Annotated in this window: 17 protein-coding genes and 1 tRNA gene; 5 read left to right on the forward strand and 13 right to left on the reverse strand. The window is 74.3% G+C overall.

The annotated features are described in order from the left end of the window. Positions 1 to 27: 27 nt before the first annotated feature. On the forward strand, positions 28 to 1,377 hold the full coding sequence (locus tag ACPYO6_RS07300) for an MFS transporter (RefSeq protein WP_425714194.1): 1,350 nt from the start codon (positions 28 to 30) through the stop codon (positions 1,375 to 1,377). Beyond that, positions 1,374 to 1,844, forward strand: a complete 471-nt coding sequence (locus tag ACPYO6_RS07305) for a hotdog fold thioesterase (protein ID WP_425714195.1) — start codon at positions 1,374 to 1,376, stop codon at positions 1,842 to 1,844. Before ACPYO6_RS07300 ends, ACPYO6_RS07305 begins: the two co-directional genes overlap by 4 nt. Positions 1,845 to 1,922: 78 nt before the next feature. Here ACPYO6_RS07305 and ACPYO6_RS07310 read toward each other — a convergent pair whose 3' ends face one another. The 13 genes from ACPYO6_RS07310 to hisI all read right to left on the reverse strand — a co-directional run bounded on the left by ACPYO6_RS07310 (position 1,923) and on the right by hisI (position 18,052). Then, positions 1,923 to 2,621: an ANTAR domain-containing response regulator gene (locus ACPYO6_RS07310; RefSeq protein ID WP_425714196.1), complete on the reverse strand. Its 699-nt coding sequence runs from the start codon at positions 2,619 to 2,621 to the stop codon at positions 1,923 to 1,925. A 142-nt stretch (positions 2,622 to 2,763) separates the two neighbouring features. Next, a tRNA-Leu gene (locus ACPYO6_RS07315) sits at positions 2,764 to 2,845 on the reverse strand. A 93-nt stretch (positions 2,846 to 2,938) separates the two neighbouring features. Further along, a complete protein-coding gene (gene pyk / locus ACPYO6_RS07320) occupies positions 2,939 to 4,369 on the reverse strand; it encodes a pyruvate kinase (protein WP_425714197.1) in 1,431 nt (476 codons plus the stop codon). Between the two features lie 167 nt (positions 4,370 to 4,536). Beyond that, complete coding sequence (locus tag ACPYO6_RS07325) at positions 4,537 to 6,030, reverse strand: glutamate synthase subunit beta (protein WP_425714198.1); 1,494 nt, start codon at positions 6,028 to 6,030, stop codon at positions 4,537 to 4,539. Next, positions 6,023 to 10,561 (reverse strand): glutamate synthase large subunit, encoded by a 4,539-nt coding sequence (gltB, locus tag ACPYO6_RS07330; protein WP_425714199.1) that lies wholly within the window; start codon positions 10,559 to 10,561, stop codon positions 6,023 to 6,025. Before gltB ends, ACPYO6_RS07325 begins: the two co-directional genes overlap by 8 nt. Before the next feature lie 294 nt (positions 10,562 to 10,855). Then, positions 10,856 to 11,899: a prolipoprotein diacylglyceryl transferase gene (gene lgt / locus ACPYO6_RS07335; RefSeq protein ID WP_425714200.1), complete on the reverse strand. Its 1,044-nt coding sequence runs from the start codon at positions 11,897 to 11,899 to the stop codon at positions 10,856 to 10,858. Then, positions 11,896 to 12,702 carry a tryptophan synthase subunit alpha gene (trpA, locus tag ACPYO6_RS07340; RefSeq protein ID WP_425714201.1) on the reverse strand — a complete coding sequence of 269 codons (807 nt, stop codon included), beginning with the start codon at positions 12,700 to 12,702 and terminating at the stop codon, positions 11,896 to 11,898. Before trpA ends, lgt begins: the two co-directional genes overlap by 4 nt. Then, positions 12,699 to 13,937, reverse strand: coding sequence for a tryptophan synthase subunit beta (gene trpB, locus ACPYO6_RS07345; RefSeq protein ID WP_425714202.1), 1,239 nt, complete (start codon positions 13,935 to 13,937; stop codon positions 12,699 to 12,701). The genes trpA and trpB overlap by 4 nt, the downstream gene beginning before the upstream one ends. Before the next feature lie 107 nt (positions 13,938 to 14,044). Continuing rightward, positions 14,045 to 14,857 carry an indole-3-glycerol phosphate synthase TrpC gene (trpC, locus tag ACPYO6_RS07350; RefSeq protein WP_425714203.1) on the reverse strand — a complete coding sequence of 271 codons (813 nt, stop codon included), beginning with the start codon at positions 14,855 to 14,857 and terminating at the stop codon, positions 14,045 to 14,047. After that, the gene (locus ACPYO6_RS07355; protein WP_425714204.1) at positions 14,854 to 15,216 is read right to left on the reverse strand and encodes an HGxxPAAW family protein; all 363 of its coding nucleotides are present in this window, start codon (positions 15,214 to 15,216) and stop codon (positions 14,854 to 14,856) included. Before ACPYO6_RS07355 ends, trpC begins: the two co-directional genes overlap by 4 nt. Before the next feature lie 42 nt (positions 15,217 to 15,258). Further along, positions 15,259 to 16,080 carry a Trp biosynthesis-associated membrane protein gene (locus ACPYO6_RS07360; protein ID WP_425714205.1) on the reverse strand — a complete coding sequence of 274 codons (822 nt, stop codon included), beginning with the start codon at positions 16,078 to 16,080 and terminating at the stop codon, positions 15,259 to 15,261. Beyond that, a complete protein-coding gene (locus tag ACPYO6_RS07365) occupies positions 16,077 to 17,654 on the reverse strand; it encodes an anthranilate synthase component I (protein WP_425714206.1) in 1,578 nt (525 codons plus the stop codon). Before ACPYO6_RS07365 ends, ACPYO6_RS07360 begins: the two co-directional genes overlap by 4 nt. Further along, complete coding sequence (gene hisI / locus ACPYO6_RS07370) at positions 17,651 to 18,052, reverse strand: phosphoribosyl-AMP cyclohydrolase (protein ID WP_425714207.1); 402 nt, start codon at positions 18,050 to 18,052, stop codon at positions 17,651 to 17,653. Before hisI ends, ACPYO6_RS07365 begins: the two co-directional genes overlap by 4 nt. Before the next feature lie 77 nt (positions 18,053 to 18,129). Here hisI and ACPYO6_RS07375 point away from each other — a divergent pair, with 77 nt between their 5' ends. From ACPYO6_RS07375 to ACPYO6_RS07385, 3 genes are all read left to right on the forward strand, one after another. Beyond that, positions 18,130 to 18,837 carry a TIGR03085 family metal-binding protein gene (locus tag ACPYO6_RS07375; protein ID WP_425714208.1) on the forward strand — a complete coding sequence of 236 codons (708 nt, stop codon included), beginning with the start codon at positions 18,130 to 18,132 and terminating at the stop codon, positions 18,835 to 18,837. An 89-nt stretch (positions 18,838 to 18,926) separates the two neighbouring features. Continuing rightward, entirely contained in the window at positions 18,927 to 19,898 is a 972-nt protein-coding gene (locus ACPYO6_RS07380; protein ID WP_425714209.1) for a hypothetical protein, read from the forward strand. A gap of 10 nt (positions 19,899 to 19,908) precedes the next feature. Beyond that, on the forward strand, positions 19,909 to 20,703 hold the full coding sequence (locus ACPYO6_RS07385) for a ferritin-like domain-containing protein (RefSeq protein WP_425714210.1): 795 nt from the start codon (positions 19,909 to 19,911) through the stop codon (positions 20,701 to 20,703). Positions 20,704 to 20,716: the final 13 nt, after the last annotated feature.

Below are 20,716 nucleotides of genomic sequence, written 5' to 3' on the forward strand. Positions count from 1 at the left end.
CCTCGCGCCTCCTGGCAGGCTGGGCGGGTGCCCGAGCCCCGCGTCCCCGGTTCCCGCCGGCTCGCGTACGCGGCCGGCATGTTCGGGTCCTCGCTCCCGATCAACCTCGTGCGCGGCTCGATCCTCCTGTACTACGTCGACACCCTCGGCATGGACGCGGGCGCGTACGCGATCGTCATGGTCGTCTACGCGATCGTCGACGCGATCGACAACCCCGTCTTCGGCCACCTCTCGGACGGCACGCGCACGCGCCTCGGGCGCCGACGGCCCTGGCTCCTCGTCGCGGTGCCGACGCTCGTCGCGGTGTTCGTCGCCCTGTTCTCGGCCCCGGCCACCCTCGACGGCGCGGCGCTGGTCGCCTGGTTCGCCGTGTTCGTCATCCTCACCGAGGCCGCGGACTCCCTCTACAACGCGAACTACACCGCCCTCCTGCCCGAGCTGTTCCGCACCGAGTCCGAACGCTCCGTCGTCAACGCGATGCGCCAGGCCTTCCAGCTCGCCGCCATGGTGATCTCCGTGGCGCTCACACCCACCCTGACCACGCGGTGGCTCGGCAGCGAGCACGGCCCCGAGGGCTTCACGAGGACCGCGATCCTGCTCGGCGTCGTCGCCCTGCTCGTCATGGGGGCGATGGTGCTGACGGTCCGCGAGGACGACGCCGTCCAGGCCGAGCCACCCACCCCGTTCGTCTCGGCGATCGGCGGCGTCCTGCGCACCCCCGAGCTCTGGCTCGTCGGCCTGACCACCGCCGCCTACGGGGCGGCGCTCGGGCTCCTGCTCTCCGGCATCCAGCTGTGGATGCGCTACACGCTCGAGCAGCCGGTCGCCTCGACCACGCCGGTGCTCGCCGCCGCGATCCTCGTCGCCGCCGCCGTCCTGCCCGCCTGGGCGTCGCTCGTCCGCCGGACCGGCGCGCCGCGGGCATGGCGCTGGGCCCTCACCCTCCTCGCGCTCTCCTTCCTCCCGCTGTGGTTCGTCGGCACGGTGCCGGGCGCGGTGGCCGCGGCCGCCGTCGTCGGGGTCGGCTACGGCGGCGTGCTCGCCACGACCGACCTCGTCACCGCCCGCGTGCTCGACCGGGACGCCCGCCGCACCGGCCTCCACCGCGAGGGCGTCTTCCTCGGGACGTTCGGCGTCTTCGCCCGGCTCACCGGCGCGCTGGGCGGCCTCGCCCTCGCCTCGCTCGACCCCCTGTTCGGCTATTCCGGCGGGGACTCCCCCGGGGACTCCCCCGGGCTCGCGTTCCGCGTCTACACATGCCTCTACCCGGCGTTGCTCGTCGGCGTCGCGGCGGTCGCCGCCCGCTTCGTCCGGGTCGACGACGAGGTGGACGGGCGGCCGGGGGCCGACCCGGCCCGTGGGACCATCCAGGGGTGACGGAGCACAGCCGCACCGACCGGCAGCCCTCAGGACCAGGGTCCGACGACGACGCGCCCACCGCGGTCGACCTCGCCCAGGTGGCCGACCGCACCCGGGTCGGTCTCGCCGCCCGGATGGGCATCGAGGTGACCCGCGCCGAGCGCGGGCTCGTCGAGGCGACCATGCCGGTCGAGGGCAACACCCAGCCGATGGGGCTGCTCCACGGGGGCGCGAGCGCGGCGCTGGCCGAGACGGTGGGCAGCGTGGCGGCCATGATCGCTGCGCCCGAGGGCCACCTGCCCGTCGGGGTCGACCTCAACGCGACGCACCACCGGTCGGCGCGCGAGGGCAGCGTGACCGCGACCGCCCGCGCGCTGCACGAGGGCCGCCGGGCGTCGAGCTACGCGATCGAGGTGCGCGACGAGGCCGGACGCCTCCTGTGCTCGGCCCGGCTCACCTGCCAGTTCGTGGCTGCCCGCGCCTGAGCGTGGCCGGTCCCGCGAACGACGAACGCCCGGCCGCGCGGGCCGGGCGTCGTCGGACGGGTGTGTGTGGTCTCGGCGTCAGCCGCGTCCACCGACCTGCTCGATGACGGCGTCGGCCACCTCGCGCATGGTCAGGCGTCGGTCCATCGACGTCTTCTGGATCCAGCGGAAGGCCTCGGGCTCCGAGAGGCCCATCTTCGTCTGCAGGAGGCCCTTGGCACGGTCCACGCGCTTGCGGGTCTCGAACTGGTCGACCAGGGACGCGACCTCGGACTCGAGCGCGATGATCTCCTCGTGCCGGCTCACGGCGATCTCGACGGCGGGGACGAGGTCGGCCGGCGTGAACGGCTTAACGACGTAGGCCATCGCCCCGGCCTCGCGGGCGCGCTCGACCAGCTCCTTCTGGGAGAAGGCGGTGAGCATGACGACCGCGCACGTGCGGTCCGCCATGATCTTTTCGGCGGCGGTGATGCCGTCCATCACCGGCATCTTGACGTCCATGACGACGGCGTCGGGCTCGAGCTCGGCGGCGAGTCGGACGGCCTGCTCGCCGTCGGCCGCCTCCCCGACGACCTCGAAGCCGGCGTCGCGCAGCGTCTCCACGATGTCGAGCCTGATGAGGGTCTCGTCCTCCGCGACGACGACGCGGCGGCCCTCGCGCTCGGGCTCGTCCACCGCCTCGGGGGCGGACGTGAGGATGTCCGCCAGGTCGTCCGGCTCGGTGGTCTGGTTGTCCGTCCGGGCGTCGTCGCCCGCGGAGCTGTCGGTCGTGGTCACGACAACAGCCTAGGACACGGCGGGATCACGGCGCGATCCGCGCGCATGTGAGTCATGCCGCGCGTCGGGCGTGCACAGAGGTGCGCCCGGGACGCGCGGGGTCACGGGACGGTCAAGAACCTGCCCTGACCTGGTACGTCGGTGCTCCCGGCGGGACTCGAACCCGCACGCCTCTCAGCGCCGCATTTTGAGTGCGGTGTGTCTGCCGATTCCACCACGGGAGCGCGCGCCCCCGCGCCCAGGGGCGCGGGGGCGTCGCACATCATGCCCCGACCCGGGCCCGGCCCGTCGTGGGCGGGCCGAGCCGGTTCCGGACGTCACGCGTCGGTGGCGCGGTACCGCTCCCCGATCCGGTGGACGCGGATCGAGTTCGTGCTGCCGACCTTCTGCGGCGGCATGCCCGCGACGACGACGACGGGGTCGCCGTTGCTCGCGAGCCCATTGTCCCGCAGGAAGGTGTCGACCTGGTCGACCATCTCGTCCGTGTGCTTGACGCCCTCGACCTGGTAGGGCTGCACGCCCCAGGACAGCGCGAGCCGGTTGCGGGTCTCCGCGGACGGCGTGAAGGCCAGCAGCGGGATGGGCGAGCGCAGGCGGGACATCCGGCGGGCGGTGTCACCGGACTGCGTGAAGGTCGCGAGGTAGCTGACGTCGAGGGTGGCGGCGATCTCCGCGGCGGCACGGGTGAGCACGCCGGAGCGGGTGGCGGGGGTCGAGCCGAGCGGGGCGATGCGCTCGCCGCCGTGCTCCTCGGTGTGCTCGATGACCCGGGCCATCGTGCGGACGGCCTCGATCGCATACTTGCCCACCGAGGTCTCGCCCGAGAGCATGACCGCGTCGGCGCCGTCGAGCACCGCGTTCGCGCAGTCGGAGGCCTCCGCGCGGGTCGGCCGCGGGTTCTCGATCATCGACTCGAGGACCTGGGTGGCGACGATGACCGGCTTGGCGCGGCGGCGGGCGATCTCGACGGCCCGCTTCTGCACGAGCGGGACGTCCTCGAGCGGGAGCTCGACGCCGAGGTCGCCGCGGGCGACCATGATGCCGTCGAACGCGTCGACGATCTCCTCGAGGGCGTCGACCGCCTGCGGCTTCTCGATCTTCGCGACGACGGGGAGCCGGCGGCCCTCCTCGTCCATGATGTCGTGCACCATGCGGACGTCCTCGGCGTTGCGCACGAAGGACAGTGCGATGAAGTCGACCGGGAGGCCGAGCGCCCAGCGCAGGTCCTCGGTGTCCTTGTCCGACATGGCGGGGACCGACACGGCGACGCCGGGCAGGTTGAGGCCCTTGTGGTTGGACACCGGACCGCCGACCTCGACCCGGGTGACGACGCGCGGGCCGTCGACCTCGACGACGCGGACCGCGACCTTGCCGTCGTCGATGAGGATGCGGTCGCCGGGGCGGCAGTCGCCCGGGAGGCCCTTGTACGTGGTCGACGCGAGTTCGGCGGTGCCCTCGACGTCCTCCGTGGTGATGGTGAACGTGGCGCCGTCGGCGAGCTGGACCTCTCGGTCGACGAAGTTGCCGAGGCGGATCTTCGGGCCCTGCAGGTCGACAAGGACGGCGACCGGGCGTCCCGCGGCGTCGGCGGCGGCACGGACGCGGTGGATCACCTGCTCGTGCTCCTCGGCGATCCCGTGGCTGCGGTTGATACGGGCGACGTCCATGCCCGCGTCGACGAGCTCCTGGATCTTCTCGGGGCTGTCGGTGGCGGGTCCGAGGGTGCAGACGATCTTTGCTCTACGCATGGCTCCCAGCCTAGTGACCTCCCGGCCCCGGGCGCGCCGCGGGCCGTGTGAGGCGGACCGGTCGGGAGATGTCTCGCCCGGCGGTCCCGGGTGCGCGCGTCCGTGCGCACCCGGGACCGCCGGGCAGGGACCGTGGCGCCGGCCCGGCCGGGGGCTCGGACCCCGACTCAGACGGCGACCTGGACCGTGGTGGGCAGCACGGGCGCCGGCAGGTCCGTGGTGCCGCGCAGGTGCCGGTCGACGGCTGCCGCGACCGAGCGACCCTCGGCGATCGCCCACACGATGAGCGACTGCCCGCGCCCCGCGTCGCCGGCCGCGTACACGCCGGGGACGGAGGTGGCGAAGTCGGCGTCGCGCTCGATCCGGCCGCGCGGGTCGACCGCGACGCCCAGCTGCTCGACGATCCCGCCGGTCGGGACGCCGACGAACCCCATCGCCAGCAGCACGAGCCCGGCCGGGATCACCCGCTCGGTGCCCGGCGTGGGGACGGGGCGTCCGTCCTCGAACGTCACCTCGGACAGCCGGAGGTGGGAGACGGCGCCCTCGCCGGTCGAGCCGTCCGAGAGCAGCTCCACGGTCGAGCTGGAGTACACGCGCTCGCCGCCTTCCTCGTGCGCCGAGGAGACCCGGAACAGCATGGGATAGGTGGGCCAGGGCTGACCCTCGGGACGGTCCTCGTCCGGGCGCGGCATGATCTCGAGCTGGGTGACCGAGGCGGCGCCCTGGCGCAGCGCGGTCCCGAGGCAGTCGGCCCCGGTGTCTCCGCCGCCGATGATGACGACGTCCCGGCCCGTGGCGGTGATCTGGTCCGGCACGGTCTCGCCGTGCACCACCCGCGTGGCCTGCGGCAGGTACTCCATCGCCTGGTGGACGCCGGCGAGCTCACGACCGGGGACGGGCAGGTCGCGCGGGACGGTCGACCCGAGGGCGAGCACGACCGCGTCGTAGCGCTCGAGGAGGTCCTCGCCCGAGAGCGCGCCCTCCCCCGTTCCACCCACGTCCGTCGACGGCCGCATGATCGTCCCCTCGGCGCGCATCTGCTCGAGGCGCCGGTCGAGGTGGGCCTTCTCCATCTTGAACTCGGGGATCCCGTACCGCAGGAGGCCACCGATCGCGTCGGCCCGTTCGAGGACGGCCACCGTGTGGCCGGCCCGGGTCAGCTGCTGGGCGGCGGCCAGGCCCGCGGGGCCGGACCCGACGACGGCGACCGTGCGGCCGGTGAGCCGGTGCGGGACCTGCGGGGTGACGAGCCCCTCGTCGAACGCGTGGTCGATGATCGACTGCTCGACGTTCTTGATGGTGACCGCGGGCTCGGTGATCCCGAGCACGCACGCCGTCTCGCAGGGGGCGGGGCACAGCCGCCCGGTGAAGTCGGGGAAGTTGTTCGTCGCGTGCAGGCGCTCCGCGGCGCGCGCCATGTCGCCGCGACGGACGAGGTCGTTCCACTCGGGGATGAGGTTCCCCAGCGGGCACCCGTTGTGGCAGAACGGGACGCCGCAGTCCATGCAGCGGCCCGCCTGCCGGGTGAGGGCGGGCCGGAACGAGGGGTCCGCGCCCCGCTCGGCGTAGACCTCGCGGTAGTCGCGGATCCGGACGGGCACGGGTCGCCTCGCGGGCAGCTCGCGCTCGCGGTTGTCGAGGAATCCTCTGGGGTCAGCCACGGGTCGCCTCCATGATGGTGGACCACACCTGGGGCGCGGCCGGGTCGAGTCCGTCCTCGGCCGCCCGCTCGAGCGCGGCGGAGACCGCGGCGAACTGGCGGGGCAGGACGCGGGTGAGGCGCCGCGGCAGGGCGGCGCGGTCGTCGAGCAGGGCGGCCGCGACGGTGGATCCCGTCAGCCCGGCGTGCCGCTGCAGGAGGTCGACGACGACGGCGAGGTCGTCGGTGTCCGGCTCGGCGAGCAGGAGGTCGCCGGCGGCGACGGCGGCCGGATTGAGCAGGGACGTGTCGAGGTCGAGGACGTAGGCGACACCGCCGGACATGCCGGCACCGACGTTGCGCCCGGTGGGGCCGAGCACGAGCATCGTGCCGCCGGTCATGTACTCCGCCGCGTGGTCGCCGACGCCCTCGACCACGAGGGTCGCGCCGGAGAGTCGGACACCGAACCGCTCGCCCACGCGCCCGCGCAGGAAGATCTCGCCGGACGTGGCGCCGTAGCCGATGACGTTCCCGGCCACGACGTTGTCCTGCGCCACGAGCGCCGACCTCTCGTCCGGGGTGACGACGATGCGGCCGCCGGACAGGGACTTGCCGACGTAGTCGTTGGCGTCCCCGAGCAGGCGCAGGGTGACGCCGCGCGGCAGGAAGGCGCCGAAGGACTGGCCCGCCGAGCCCCGCAGGGTGAGGTCGATCGTGCCGTCCGGCAGCCCGGCCCCCCGGTAGCGGCGGGTGACCTCGTGACCGAGCATCGTGCCGACCGTGCGGTGGACGTTGCGGACCGCCAGCTCGGCACGCACCGGCTCGCCGCGCTCGAGCGCCGGTTCCGCGAGCCGGATCAGCTCGTTGTCGAGCGCCGCGTCCAGTCCGTGGTCCTGGGCCTGGGTGTGGTGGAGGGCCGAGCCGGCCGCGGGCTCGACGCGCTCGAGGAGCGGCGCGAGGTCGAGCCCCGAGGCCTTCCAGTGCGAGACGGCGCGGTCCGGGTCGAGCAGCTCGACCCGGCCGACCGCCTCCTCGAGCGAGCGCAGGCCGAGCTCGGCGAGCAGCTCGCGGACCTGCTGGGCGAGGAACTCGAAGAAGGTGACGACGAACTCGGGCCGCCCGGTGAACCGCGCGCGGAGCTCGGGGTTCTGGGTGGCCACGCCGACGGGGCAGGTGTCGAGGTGGCAGACCCGCATGAGCACGCAGCCGGAGACGACCAGGGGCGCCGTGGCGAACCCGAACTCCTCGGCCCCGAGCAGGGCCGCGATCACGACGTCCCGCCCGGTCTTCAGCTGGCCGTCGGTCTGGACGACGATCCGGTCCCGCAGGTCGTTGAGCACGAGCGTCTGCTGCGTCTCGGCGAGCCCGAGCTCCCACGGGCCGCCCGCGTGCTTGAGCGAGGTGAGCGGGCTGGCGCCCGTCCCGCCGTCGTGCCCGGAGACGAGGACGACGTCGGCGTGGGCCTTGGACACGCCCGCCGCGACCGTCCCGACGCCGACGGTCGACACGAGCTTGACGTGCACCCGGGCAGAGGGGTTGGCGTTCTTCAGGTCGTGGACGAGCTGGGCGAGGTCCTCGATCGAGTAGATGTCGTGGTGCGGGGGCGGCGAGATGAGGCCGACGCCGGGGGTCGAGTGCCGCGTCTTGGCCACCCACGGGTAGACCTTGGGGCCGGGCAGCTGTCCGCCCTCCCCCGGCTTCGCGCCCTGGGCCATCTTGATCTGGATGTCGTCGGCGGCGGTGAGGTACTCGGAGGTGACGCCGAACCGGCCGGAGGCGACCTGCTTGATCGCCGAGCGCCGCTCGGGGTCGTGGAGCCGTTCGACGTCCTCCCCGCCCTCCCCGGTGTTCGACTTCCCGCCGAGCCGGTTCATGGCGATCGCCAGGGTCTCGTGCGCCTCGGCGGAGATCGAGCCGTAGCTCATCGCGCCGGTCGAGAACCGCTTGACGATCGAGCTGACCGGCTCGACCTCGTCGATCGGGACCGGGTCGAGCTCGCCCGTGCGCAGGCGCAGGAGACCCCGGATCGTCATCAGCCGCTCGGCCTGCTGGTCGACCCGGTCGGTGTACTGCCGGAAGATGTCGGCCCGCCGGGTCCGCGTGGCGTGCTGGAGCCGGAAGACGGTCTCCGGGTCGAACAGGTGGGGCTCGCCGTCGCGGCGCCACTGGTACTCGCCGCCGGTCTCGAGCTCGCGGTACGCCGGCGAGAGCCCCGAGGGCGGGTAGGCCACGGCGTGCCGGGCCGCGACCTCGTCCGCGAGGACGTCGAGGCCCACTCCGCCGAGCGGCGAGGACGTGGCGGTGAAGTAGGTGGCGACCAGCTCCTCGGAGAGGCCGACGGCGGAGAACAGCTGCGCGCCCCGGTAGGACGGCACGGTCGAGACGCCCATCTTCGACATCACCTTGAGGACGCCCTTGCCGAGCGCCGTGATGACGTTCCGGACCGCCTGCGGCCCGGTCACCCCGACGACGTCGCCGTCGGCGACGAGGCGCTCGGCGGTCTCCATCGCGAGGTACGGGTTGACGGCAGCCGCCCCGTAGCCGACGAGCAGGGCCACGTGGTGCACCTCGCGGACGTCGCCGGCCTCGACGAGCAGGGAGATCTTCGTGCGTGTCCGACGCCTCAGGGTGTGGTGGTGGACCGCCGAGGTGAGCAGGAGGGAGGGGATCGGCGCGAGCGCCGCCGTTGCGTCGCGGTCGGAGAGGACGACGAAGCTCGCCCCGGCCTCGACGGCGGCGTCGACCTCGTCGAAGATCTCGGTCAGGCGCGCCTCGAGCGCCGCTCCCCCGCCGGCCACCGGGTAGAGGCCGGAGATCGTCACCGCCGTGAACCCGCGGCCCGTCCGCCGGGCGCGGTCGACGTGCCGGATCTTCGCGAGCTGGTCGTTGTCGATCGTCGGGAACGGCACGACGATCTTCCGGGCGTGCTCCGGCCCCTCGTCGAGCAGGTTGGGCTCGGGGCCGATGGCGCCGACCAGGGAGGTGACGAGCTCCTCGCGGATCGAGTCGAGCGGGGGGTTCGTCACCTGCGCGAAGCTCTGGGTGAAGTAGTCGAAGAGCAGGCGGGGGCGCGCCGAGAGCACGGCGAGCGGGGTGTCCGTGCCCATGGACCCGATGGCCTCGGCGCCCGTGGCGGCCATCGGCCGGACGAGGACGCGGACCTCCTCCTCGGTGTAGCCGAACATCTGCTGGCGGCGCACCACGGACTCCGCGGAGTGGCCGGTGTGCTCGCGCTCCGGGAGCGCCTCGAGCCTGACGAGTCCGTCGTCGAGCCACTCCTGGTACGGGTGGGCGCCGGCGAGGGAGGCCTTGATCTCGGCGTCGGGGACGATCCGCCCCTCCTCCGTGTCGACGAGGAACATCGCGCCGGGCTCGAGGCGGCCCTTGCGCACGACGTCGGCGGGGTCGAGGTCGAGGACACCGGACTCCGAGGCGAGGACGACGAGGCCGTCGGCGGTCTCCCACCAGCGCCCGGGGCGCAGCCCGTTGCGGTCCATGACGGCCCCGGCGACGGTGCCGTCGGTGAAGCAGATGGCCGCCGGTCCGTCCCAGGGCTCCATGATCGTGCCGGTGTACTCGTAGAACGCGCGCAGCGCGGGCGGCATCGACTCGTGGTTCTGCCATGCCTCGGGGACCATGGTGAGGACGGCGTGCGGCAGGGAGCGGCCACCGAGGTGGAGGAGCTCGAGCACCTCGTCGAAGGAGGCGGAGTCCGATGCGCCGGGGGTCGTGATCGGCAGAAGGGGCTCGAGGTCGCCGAGCAGGTCGGAGGCGAGCGTCCCCTCGCGGGCGGCCATCCAGTTGCGGTTGCCGCGCACCGTATTGATCTCGCCGTTGTGCGCGACGTACCGGAAGGGGTGCGCGAGCGGCCAGCTGGGGAACGTGTTGGTCGAGAACCGGGAGTGGACGAGCGCGACCGAGGACACGAGCCGCTCGTCGGACAGGTCCGGGAAGAACGGCCGCAGCTGGCCGGTGGTGAGCATCCCCTTGTAGGTGATCGTGCGCGGGGAGAGCGAGGCGAGGAAGATGCCGGCGTTGTCGGCCCGCTTGCGCAGGCGGAACACCTTGCGCTCGAGGTCGATCCCCGTCAGCCCGTCGGCCGCGACGAAGAGCTGCCGCATCGTCGGCATCGTCGCGCGGGCGGTCGGCCCGATCATCGAGTCGTCGACGGGGACGGAGCGCCAGCCGAGGACCTCGACGCCCTCCTCGGCCGCGATCTCCTCGACGCGGGCGACGGCCTCGGAGCGGGCGCCGACCTGCGGGAGGAAGACGATGCCGACGGCGTAGGCGCCCGCCGGGGGCAGGTCGAAGGGAACCACCGCGCGCAGGAACGCGTCGGGCACCTGGAGGAGGATGCCGGCGCCGTCCCCGGTGGCCTCCTCGGCGCCGACGGCGCCGCGGTGGTCGAGGTTGACGAGCGCCGTCAGCGCGGCGTCGACGATGTCCCGACCCGGCCGACCGCGGGTCGTGGCCACCATCGCCACGCCGCAGGCGTCGTGCTCGTTCGCCGGGTCGTACAGGCCGGTGGGTGCGGGGGTCCCGGGCAGGTCCATCGTCCGTCCTCCCTCTGGGCGCCACGGCGCCCGGGGTCGTGACCCGGCACGTCCACCGGGTGGGGCGGACACACAGTAGGCGGACTTGACCCTTCCGTGGCAATACTAAGGACGGACCATGGAACGGCGGAATTCCGCGGCAGAATCACGCGGGTCGACGCGGGCGTTTCACCGATGTTTCGAGCATGTTTCGGGACCTAGCCCCTCGGTCAGGTCACGCGCCGGTCAAGCCCGAGCAACTGTCGAGAGTGCGGCTCAGCACGGGGCCGACGGTCGGGCGTTCGCCCCGACGGATCAGACGGACCGGTCCCCCGACGAGGCCTGCTCGTCGGTCGGTGCATCGCCGTCGGGTGAGTCAGCGTCGGGTTCGTCGTCGGAGGTCTCGTCGTCGTCCGAGGCGACCTCGACGGACGTGCCCGACGACGACGAGCCCGCGTCCCCGGCGACCGCCGCGTCCGCCAGAGGCCCGCGGCCGGGCAGCCAGATCTCGTCGCGGTCCGGCTTCGCCCTCGCGCGGCGCGTGAGCCACACGATCATGGCGACGCCGATCACCCAGCCGGCGATGGCGATGATCTGGTGGATCCGCATGCCGCCGATGAGCACCGACGGGTCGGTGCGCAGCGACTCGGTGAGCGTGCGGCCGGTGAGGTAGATGATGACGTAGAGCCAGAAGACGCGTCCGCCGTCGAGCCGGAGTCGCCGCTGGGCGAGAACCACGACGATCGCGCCGGTGAGGTTCCACAGCCCCTCGTAGAGGAACGTGGGGTGGACGAGCTCGGGCAGCTCGCGGTCGATGCGCAGGCCCCACGGGAGGTCGGTCGCGGTCCCGTACAGCTCCTGGTTGAAGTAGTTGCCGAGCCGCCCCACACCCTGGGCCACGAGCATGCCGGGGGCGAGCGCGTCGGCGAACGGGCCGATCCGCAGGCCGCGCCGGGTGAGGCCGATGTACGCGCCGAGGGCACCGAACACGACGGCGCCCATGATGCCGAGGCCGCCCTCCCAGATCTTCAGGGCGTCGAGGAGGTTGCCGTCCGGCCCGAAGAAGTCCGAGGGGTGGGTGGCCACGTGGTAGATCCGGGCGCCGACGATGCCGAAGGGCACCATCCAGTACAGCGCGATGTCGAGCGCGGTCTCGGCCGGGCCGCCCTTGAACGTGTATCGGCGGTCGAGGATCCACCAGGCGAGGATCGCGCCCGCGATGATCGCCATCGCGTAGGCCCGCAGCGGCAGCGGGCCGAGGTTGAGGACGTTGTCCGGCGGGCTCGGGATCCCCCGCTCGGCGGCGAAGGTCGCGGCCCTCGCCGCGCCGTCCGCGAGCAGCGCGGCCGCGCCGGTCACGCCCGGCCCTCCCGCACGCCCTCGGCGAGCTCGGCGGTGAGGGCGCCGAGCGCGCTCAGTCCCTCCGCCGCCCCGCCGGACCCGAGCGCCTTGATGAGGGCGGAGCCGACGATCACCCCGTCGGCGTAGGCGGCGACCTCGGCGGCCTGCGCGCGGTCCGAGACGCCGATGCCGACGCAGGCGCGCTCGGCGCCGGCGGCCCGGGTGCGGGCGACGAGCTCGGCGCCGCCGCCGGCGAGGCTGTCCTGAACGCCCGTGACCCCCATGCGGCTGGCCACGTAGACGAACCCGCGCGAGGCGGCGGACACGGTCGCCAGGCGCGCGTCGGAGGAGGCGGGGGCCACGAGGAAGACCTTGTCGAGCCCGTGCTCGTCGGCCGCGGCCGTCCAGCGGCCGGCCTCCTCGGGGACGAGGTCGGGCGTGATGAGGCCGGCGCCGCCGGCGGAGGCGAGGTCGGCGGCGAACCGCTCGACCCCGTAGGCGAAGACCGGGTTGTAGTACGTCATGACGAGGACGGCCGCGCCGGTGGCGGCGACCTGCTCGACGGCGGAGAGCACCTCGCGCGTCCGGGTCCCCTTGCTCAGGGCGTCCTCGGTGGCGCGCTGGATGAGCGGACCGTCCATCGACGGGTCCGAGTAGGGCAGGCCGAGCTCGACGACGTCGGCGCCGTTGTCCACGGCGACGCGCGCGGCCTCGACCGACGTGGCGAGGTCCGGGTAGCCGGCGGGCAGATAGGCGACGAGCGCGGCGCGCCCCTGGTCGAGGGCGGCGTCGATCCGCTCCCCCGCGGTCACGTTGCTCACTTCTCGCCTCCGAGGTCGAAGTACTCGATCGCCGTCTCCATGTCCTTGTCCCCGCGCCCGGAGAGGCTGACGAGGATGACCGGCGGCTCGCCCTCGCCGCCGGCGTCCTTCCACTCGCGGCCGATGCGCAGGGCGCCGGCGAGCGCGTGGGCGGACTCGATCGCGGGGATGATCCCCTCGGTGCGCGAGAGGAGTGCGAACGCGTCCATCGCCTCGGCGTCGGTGACCTGCTGGTACTCGGCGCGGCCGAGATCGGCGAGCCAGGCGTGCTCGGGGCCCACCCCGGGGTAGTCGAGGCCGGCGGAGATCGAGTGGGAGTCGATCGTCTGCCCGTCGTCGTCGTGCAGGAGGTAAGACAGCGATCCCTGGAAGACGCCGGGTCGCCCGCCGCCGATCGCGGCGGCGTGCCGGCCGGACTCCACGCCGTCGCCCGCGGCCTCGAGCCCGACCAGGCGCACGCCCTCGTCGTCGAGGAAGGCGTTGAAGATGCCGATCGCGTTGGAGCCGCCGCCCACGCAGGCGGTCACGACGTCCGGCAGGCGCCCGGTGAGCGCGAGGACCTGCTCGCGGGCCTCCTCGCCGATGACCTTCTGCAGGTCGCGGACGAGCTCGGGGAACGGGTGCGGGCCTGCCGCGGTGCCGAAGACGTAGTTCGTGGTCTCGACGTTGGTCACCCAGTCGCGGAACGCCTCCGAGATCGCGTCCTTGAGCGTCTGCGACCCGTTGGTCACGGAGACCACCTCGGCGCCGAGGAGCTGCATGCGGGCCACGTTGAGCGCCTGGCGGCGCACGTCCTCCGCCCCCATGTAGATCGTGCACTCGAGGCCCATGAGGGCGGCGGCCGTGGCGGTGGCCACCCCGTGCTGGCCGGCGCCGGTCTCGGCGATGACGCGGGTCTTGCCGACCTTCTTCGTCAGGAGGCCCTGGCCCAGCACGTTGTTGATCTTGTGGGAACCGGTGTGGTTGAGGTCCTCGCGCTTGAGCAGGACCCGGGCCCCGCCGGCGTGCTCGGCGAACCGCGGCGCGTCCGTCAGCAGGGACGGCCGACCGATGTAGGAGGCGGCGAGCTCCCCCATCTCCCGGGCGAACTCGGGCGAGCCCTTCATCTCCTCCCAGGCGGCCGTCAGGTCGTCGAGGGCCACGATGAGTGCCTCCGAGACGAACCTGCCGCCGAACTGGCCGAAGTAGGGGCCGTGGGCCTCGGACAGCTTGCCCGGGTCGTCGGTGTACTGCACGCGTCGATCTCCTTCCGGGCGCGCGGCGCCCGATCGTGCGCGGCCGGGCGCGGCGGTCCGGCCGGTGGTGCGTGGGCCGTCCGGCGGGCGGCCCCTGTCCCCGACGGTCAGTTCGTGCCGTTGCTGAGGGAGGGGTGCGCGCCGGCGGACACGTAGTCGGACACGGCGCGGCGGGGGTCCGCCTGGGTGACGAGGGCCTCGCCGACGAGCACGGCGTCGGCGCCCTGGCGGGCGTAGTCGAGGACGTCGCGGACGGAGCGGACGCCGGACTCGGCGACCGTGACGATGCCGTCGGGGACGACGTCGACGACCTGGGCGAACACGGCCCGGTCGACCTCGAGGGTCTTGAGGTTGCGCGCGTTGATGCCGATGACGCGGGCGCCGGCGTCGCGGGCGCGCAGCGCCTCCTCGCGGTCGTGCGCCTCGACGAGCGCGGTCATCCCGAGCGAGTGGACCCGCTCGACCAGCGACTCGAGGACGGTCTGCTCGAGCGAGGCGACCATGAGCAGGACGATGTCCGCCCCGTGGGCGCGCGCCTCCCACACCTGGTAGGGCGTGACGACGAAGTCCTTGCGCAGCACGGGCACGTCGACCGCGGCGCGCACGGCGTCGAGGTCCGCGAGGGAGCCGCCGAACCGGCGCTCCTCGGTGAGGACGGAGATGGCGGCGGCCCCGCCCTCGGCGTAGGCGGCGGCGAGCACGGCCGGGTCCGGCACGTCCGCGAGCGAGCCCTTGGAGGGGCTGCGGCGCTTGCACTCGGCGATGATCGTCACCGAGCCGTCGCCGCGCAGGGCGGTAACGGCGTCGAGCGCGGCGGGCCGGCGGGCCGCGATCTCCTTGACGGCGTCGAGCGGCAGCTCCGCCTCCCGGCGGGCGAGGTCCTCGCGGACGCCGGCGACGATGTCGTCGAGGACGTTCATCGGGCGGCCCCGTCGGCCACGGAGTCGCGCTCGTGCGCGCCGCGGGCGTCCGCGTCGGTCGCGCGGGGCTGCTCCTCGACCTCGTACCAGTCGCGCGCCGGCTCGCTGCGGCGGGGCTGACCCTGGCCGGACAGGCGCAGGACGAGACCGACCACGAGGGCCGCGACGACGACGATCGGCCCTGCCACCCACGTGAGCACGGGGATGTCGAGGATGAGCCCGACGCAGGACACGAGGACGCCGAGGGTGACGATGAGCATGACCGACCAGGCGGCCACGGTCTTGCCCTCGTTGTGCGGGGGTGCGGCGACGGGCAGGCGGTAGCCGGTCCGGTGCTGCTCGAGGCTCGTGCCGCTCACGGCTGCTCCTTCACGTTCGGGTCGGGGACGTCGGGCCCGAGCCTACCGGTGGTCCGCGGTCGGGTCCTCGCCGCGTCCGAGCGCGTCCCAGTCGTCGACGAACCGGTCCCGCTCGGCGTCGGCCGCGGCGGAGGCCGAGCCCGTGTCCGCGCGGGTGGCGGCAGGCGACGAGGGGCGGCCGGTGGCGGTGCCGGCGGCGCTGGGGGCCGGGGTGTCGTCGTCGGAGGGGGTGCCGGCGTCGTCGACGGACGCCTCGCGCACCGCGTCGTCCGTCGTCGTGCCCGGGGTGGTGCCCGTCCCGCGCGTGGACCCCGGGGCGGTTCCGCGCTCGAACCGGCGGCCGGCCGCGCTCCAGCGGTGCGCCCGCGTGAGGATCAGGAGCCCGACGACGACGAGCAGGAGCCCGGTGACGACCGCGCCCCAGGGCCAGGGCTGCGCGGCGACCGACCCCACGTCGGGCGCGCTGGTGCCGGTGTGCAGGCGGGCCTCGGCGAGCAGGAGGGAGCCCGGGTCGCGCGCGGCGCCGACCGCCCCGATGCCGACGACGACCCCGCCGGCCACGGTGGCGAGCCCGGCGACGACCGTCCCGACCCGGCGCGCGAGCGAGGCGAACAGCGCCGCCGCCCCGGCCACGAGTGCGCCCGCCCACACCGCGGGCGCCCCGGACATGCCGGTCGCGGCGAGATCGACCTCACCGGTGGCCGTGCGGACCGTGCCGGTCGACCACGTGGGCAGGGCGACGAGGAGGGTCGCCCCGACGAGCAGGAGGACGAGCAGGACCGCCTGCCCGCGACCGAGGCCGCTGGGCGTGCCCGCGGTGGGCGGGGTGTCGGCCGCGGTGCGCGGGGCGTCGGCGGACGTCACCGTTCCCCTGCCGTGCCGCGAGGCGCGGGGCGCAGCTGCGCGGCGAGGCGGACCGCGCGCACGGCGGCGGCGGCCTTGTTGGTGGCCTCCTCGAGCTCGGTGGCGGGGACCGAGTCGGCCACGATGCCGGCCCCGGCCTGCACCGACGCGCGCCCGTCGTGGAGGACGGCGGTGCGGATGGCGATCGCGAGGTCGGCGTCGCCGGCGAGGTCGAGGTAGCCGACCACGCCGCCGTAGACACCGCGGCGGGAGGGCTCGAGCTCGTCGATGATCTCGGTGGCGCGGACCTTCGGGGCGCCCGAGAGCGTGCCCGCGGGGAAGGTCGCGCGCAGGCAGTCGAGAGCGGTCACGCCGTCGCGCCGTCGTCCGGTGACGGTCGAGCTGATGTGCATGATGTGGCTGAAGCGCTTGATCTCCATCAGCTCGGTGACCTCGACGGTCTCGGGCCGGCACACCTTGGACAGGTCGTTGCGCGCGAGGTCGACGAGCATGACGTGTTCGGAGAGCTCCTTGGGGTCGGCGAGCAGCTCCTCGGCGAGGGCGCGGTCCTCGGCGGGCTTCGCGCCGCGCGGGCGGGAGCCGGCGATGGGGAACGTGACGACCTCGTCACCGGTGACGCGCACGAGCGTCTCGGGCGAGGAGCCGACGACGTGGAGGACGCCGCCCGCGCCGTCGTCGAGGGCGAAGAGGTACATGTACGGGCTCGGGTTGACCGTCCGCAGCACCCGGTAGACGTCGAGCGGGTCGGCGTCGGTGGTGACGTCGAGGCGCTGGGAGAGGACGACCTGGAAGACCTCGCCGTCGACGATGCGCTGCTTGCCGACGCGGACCGCCTCCATGAACTCCTCGTCGGCGAACCGGGCCGTCACCTCGGGCATCGCCGCGGTGGGGTCGAGCACGGACGCGTGCGCCGGGGCGGGCGCGAGGAGGTCGGCCTGCATCGCGTCGAGCCGGGCGACGGCGTCGGCGTGCGCCTCGTCGACCCGCTCGTCCGAGCCGTCGGTGTTGACGGCGTCGGCCACGAGCCACAGAGTCCCGTCGGCGTGGTCGAGGGCGACGAGGTCGCTCGCGAGGCAGAGGGCCACCTCCGGCAGGTCGTCGTCGGCCGGGGCCCGGCGCGGGAGCGTGGGTTCCCAGGAGTGGACGACGTCCCAGCCGAGCGAGCCGACGAACCCGACGGTCAGGGGCGGGAGGCCGGGGATCGCGGGCGTGCCGAGCACCTCGAGCGCGGCCTCGAGGACCTCGAGCACCGGCCCCTCGGTGGGGATGCCGGCGGGGACGTCCCCGCGCCAGGCGGCCCGGCCGCCCCGCGAGGTGAGGGTGGCCCTCGAGCCGACGCCGACGAAGCTCCACCGCGACCAGCGGCCGGCCTCGGCGGACTCCATGAGGAACGTGCCCGGGCGGCCGGCGGCGAGGCGTCGGTACGCGCCGATCGGCGTGACGTCGTCGGCGAGGAGCCGGCGGACGACGGGGACGACGCGGCGGTGCGCGGCCAGCTCGCGGAAGCGGGGCAGGCTCGGCCACGTCTCGCCCCAGGTGAGCTCGACCGGGTCGACGGGGTCGACGGCGGTCATCGCGTGGCCCCGGACAGCGGCAGCAGGCCGCCCGCCTCGAAGCAGCTCGTGGCCCCGGTGTGGCAGGCCGGCCCGACCTGGTCGACGGTGACGAGCAGGGCGTCGGCGTCGCAGTCGAGCGCGACCGAGCGCACGTGCTGGACGTGCCCGGAGGTGTCGCCCTTGCGCCACAGCTCGCCCCGCGAGCGCGACCAGTACCAGGCGCGGCCGGTGGTGAGCGTGCGGTGCAGGGCGTCGTCGTTCATCCAGGCCACCATGAGCACGTCGCGGGTCGTGGCGTCCTGCACCACGGCGCACACGAGGCCGTGCGAGTCGCGCGTGAGGCGCTCGGCGATGGCCGGGTCGAGGACACCGCCGGCGGGTGCGGGGCCGGTGGTCGGGTCGTCTAGGTCGGGCACCCGGTCATGGTGCCACGGTGCGGGACGCGGCCCGGTGGAGGGTGCGCGCCGGCGTCCCCGTGTGGGACCGTCCTCACGTGACCGACGACGAACGACCGGTGGCCGTCGAGCGGGCCGCTCTCGCGTCCACCCTCGCCCAGGCCGACCCCCACGCCCCCACGCTGTGCGCCGGCTGGCGCGTGGTCGACCTCGCCGCGCACCTCGTGCTGCGTGAGCGGCGGCCGGACCTCATGGTGCGCGACGTCCTCTCGCGCGCGGAGCCCGGCCGCGAGCCGCACCTGCAGCGGATCGTCGCCGACGCCCTCGACCCGATCGGCTACCGCGCTCTCGCCGCGCGGGTGGCCACGGGCGGTCCGCGCTGGTCACCGGTGCGCTGGGCGGAGTCGGCGACCAACCTCGTCGAGCTCGTCGTCCACCACGAGGACGTGCGCCGGGGCCCGCGCGGGGCGGACGGCTCCTCCGGCCCGGCCGAGCCGCGCGACGACATCGGCCCCGACCTCCTGCGCGAGCTGTGGCAGCGGGTCTCGTCGACCGCGGGGCTCATGTACCGCACGGCGGGCACCGGGGTCGTCCTCGTGGTCCCCGGTGGGCCGCGCGCGACCGTGCGCCGCGGCGCGGACGCGGTCGCCGTGGTCGGGGACCCGGTCGAGCTGGCCCTGCACGCCAACGGTCGCCGCCGCGCCGCCCACGTCACGCTCGAGGGCCGCCCCGGGACGATCGACCGGTTCCTCGCCGGTCTCACGGGTGACCCCGCCGATACCGACGCCGCGGGCATGCCCGCGTAGCGACCAGGTGCCGGTCGACCCGCCGGAACCAGCCACTCCTCGGCCGGCTGACCAACGCCTCCTTGCCGGTCAGCGATTAGCCTCGACATGTGCTGACCGACCTGCGAACGACTCCGACGAACGCGCGGCCGGGCCTCCTGCACAGCGCCGACGGCACGGTCGCTCCCGTCCGTTCGACGTCGTTCGACGTGCGGGCGTTCACCCGGACGGCGTTCGGGGACCACCGCCCGCCGGACCCCCCACCCCTCGGCCCGACCGATCTCCACCCGTCGGTCCGGTTCGCCCTCACCTACCTGCGGGACGTCGAGCGCACCGCGACAAGCACGCTGCGCCGCGTCCTGGCGACCTCGACCTCCCGCGAGGCGCGCTACACCGCCTTCCTCACCACCTGGGCCCACGACCGCTACTGGTTCGCGGAGCGCCTCGACCGCGCCCTCGGCTCCCCGCCGCCCACGGCCGACGACGACGCAGCCGCGCCGTCGACCCGGTTCGACCGCCTCGCCCACGTCCAGGACCTGCTCGCCCAGCACGTCGAGCCGGTCTGGACGACGCTCGTGGGCGAGCCCACGACGGCCCTGCACGCGGTGCGCGGCCTGTCCGAGGAGAGCGCGGTGCTCGCCGCCCACTACCGGGTCGCCGGCCTCGCACGGGGCGCCCTCGACGAGCTCCTCGCCCCGCTGCGGGCACGGCGTCTCGAGCACGTGAGCTTCTACCGCGCGGAGGCCGCGATGCGGCTGGGCGGCGACGACCTCGCCGTCAGGCTCACCCGCGCACTCCTCACCCGCGGGTTCCACCCGCTGCGCCCGGGCGCGCTGCGCGCGCGGGCGAGCCACCGGTTCCTGCGCACGCTCTTCGCGGGCGGCGGCCGGGACGAGGTGGTCCGAGACGCCGACGCCCCGGTCCGCGCGCTGCCCGGTCTCGGTGGGCACGGTCCGCTCGCCACCGCGCTGCGCCGGGAGCGTCCGCTCGTCCCTCCCGTCCCGCCCGTTGCCTCCGGGCACCGGGCCCACGCACCACGCACACCGACCGACCGCGCCCCCGTCGGCGCCGGCATCAGCTGAGGAGCCCGCGATGGCCTTCGACATCGACACCTACGCCGCGGACAGCACGCCGGTCCGGTACGAGGACCTCGATGTGTCCGCGTTCCGCGACGACCCGCTCCCCGAGGACTCGCTGCGCTGCCTGCGCTACATGTGCGACGTCGAGTACCACACGGTCTGCTACCTGCGGGACCTGCTGGTGACGCCGTCGAGCCGCGAGCGCGAGGTGGCCGGCTTCATGACGATGTGGAACCGCGAGGAGTTCTGGCACGGCGAGGCGCTGGCCACCGTGCTGGCGGCGCACGACGTCACGGTCGACTACGACGAGCTCAAGGCGAAGCGGACGAAGCTCGGCTGGCGCGAGGCGCTGTCCTCCCTCAAGCAGTCGGTGCTCGCCAACCTCGTGGGTCAGGACTTCGTGGCCACCCACATGCTGTGGGGCGCGGCGAACGAGTGGTCCGCCGTCGCCGCGTACCGCCGGATGGCCGACCTCGAGCGGCACCCCGTCCTCGCCGTCCTCCTGCGAAGGATCGCGCAGCAGGAGACGCGGCACGTGGCGTTCTACGCGACCCAGGCCCGCGCCCGACTGGCCGAGAGCGAGCCGGCCCGGAGGGTCGCCCGCCTCACCCTGGAGAGGTTCTGGCGCCCGGTCGGCACGAGCATCATGGGGCAGACCGAGGTCCGACACGTCATGGGCCACCTGTTCAGCGGGCCCGACGGCCGCGCCGAGGTGCGCCGCATCGACCAGAACATCGCGCGGCTGCCGGGGATGGAGGGCGTCACCGTGTTCGACGACGCGCTCGACGCCGAGGGCGTGCCCGCGTAGGCCCCGACCGGAG

The organism is Georgenia sp. Z1344 (genome assembly GCF_049856295.1).
Taxonomy (GTDB): domain Bacteria; phylum Actinomycetota; class Actinomycetes; order Actinomycetales; family Actinomycetaceae; genus JB111.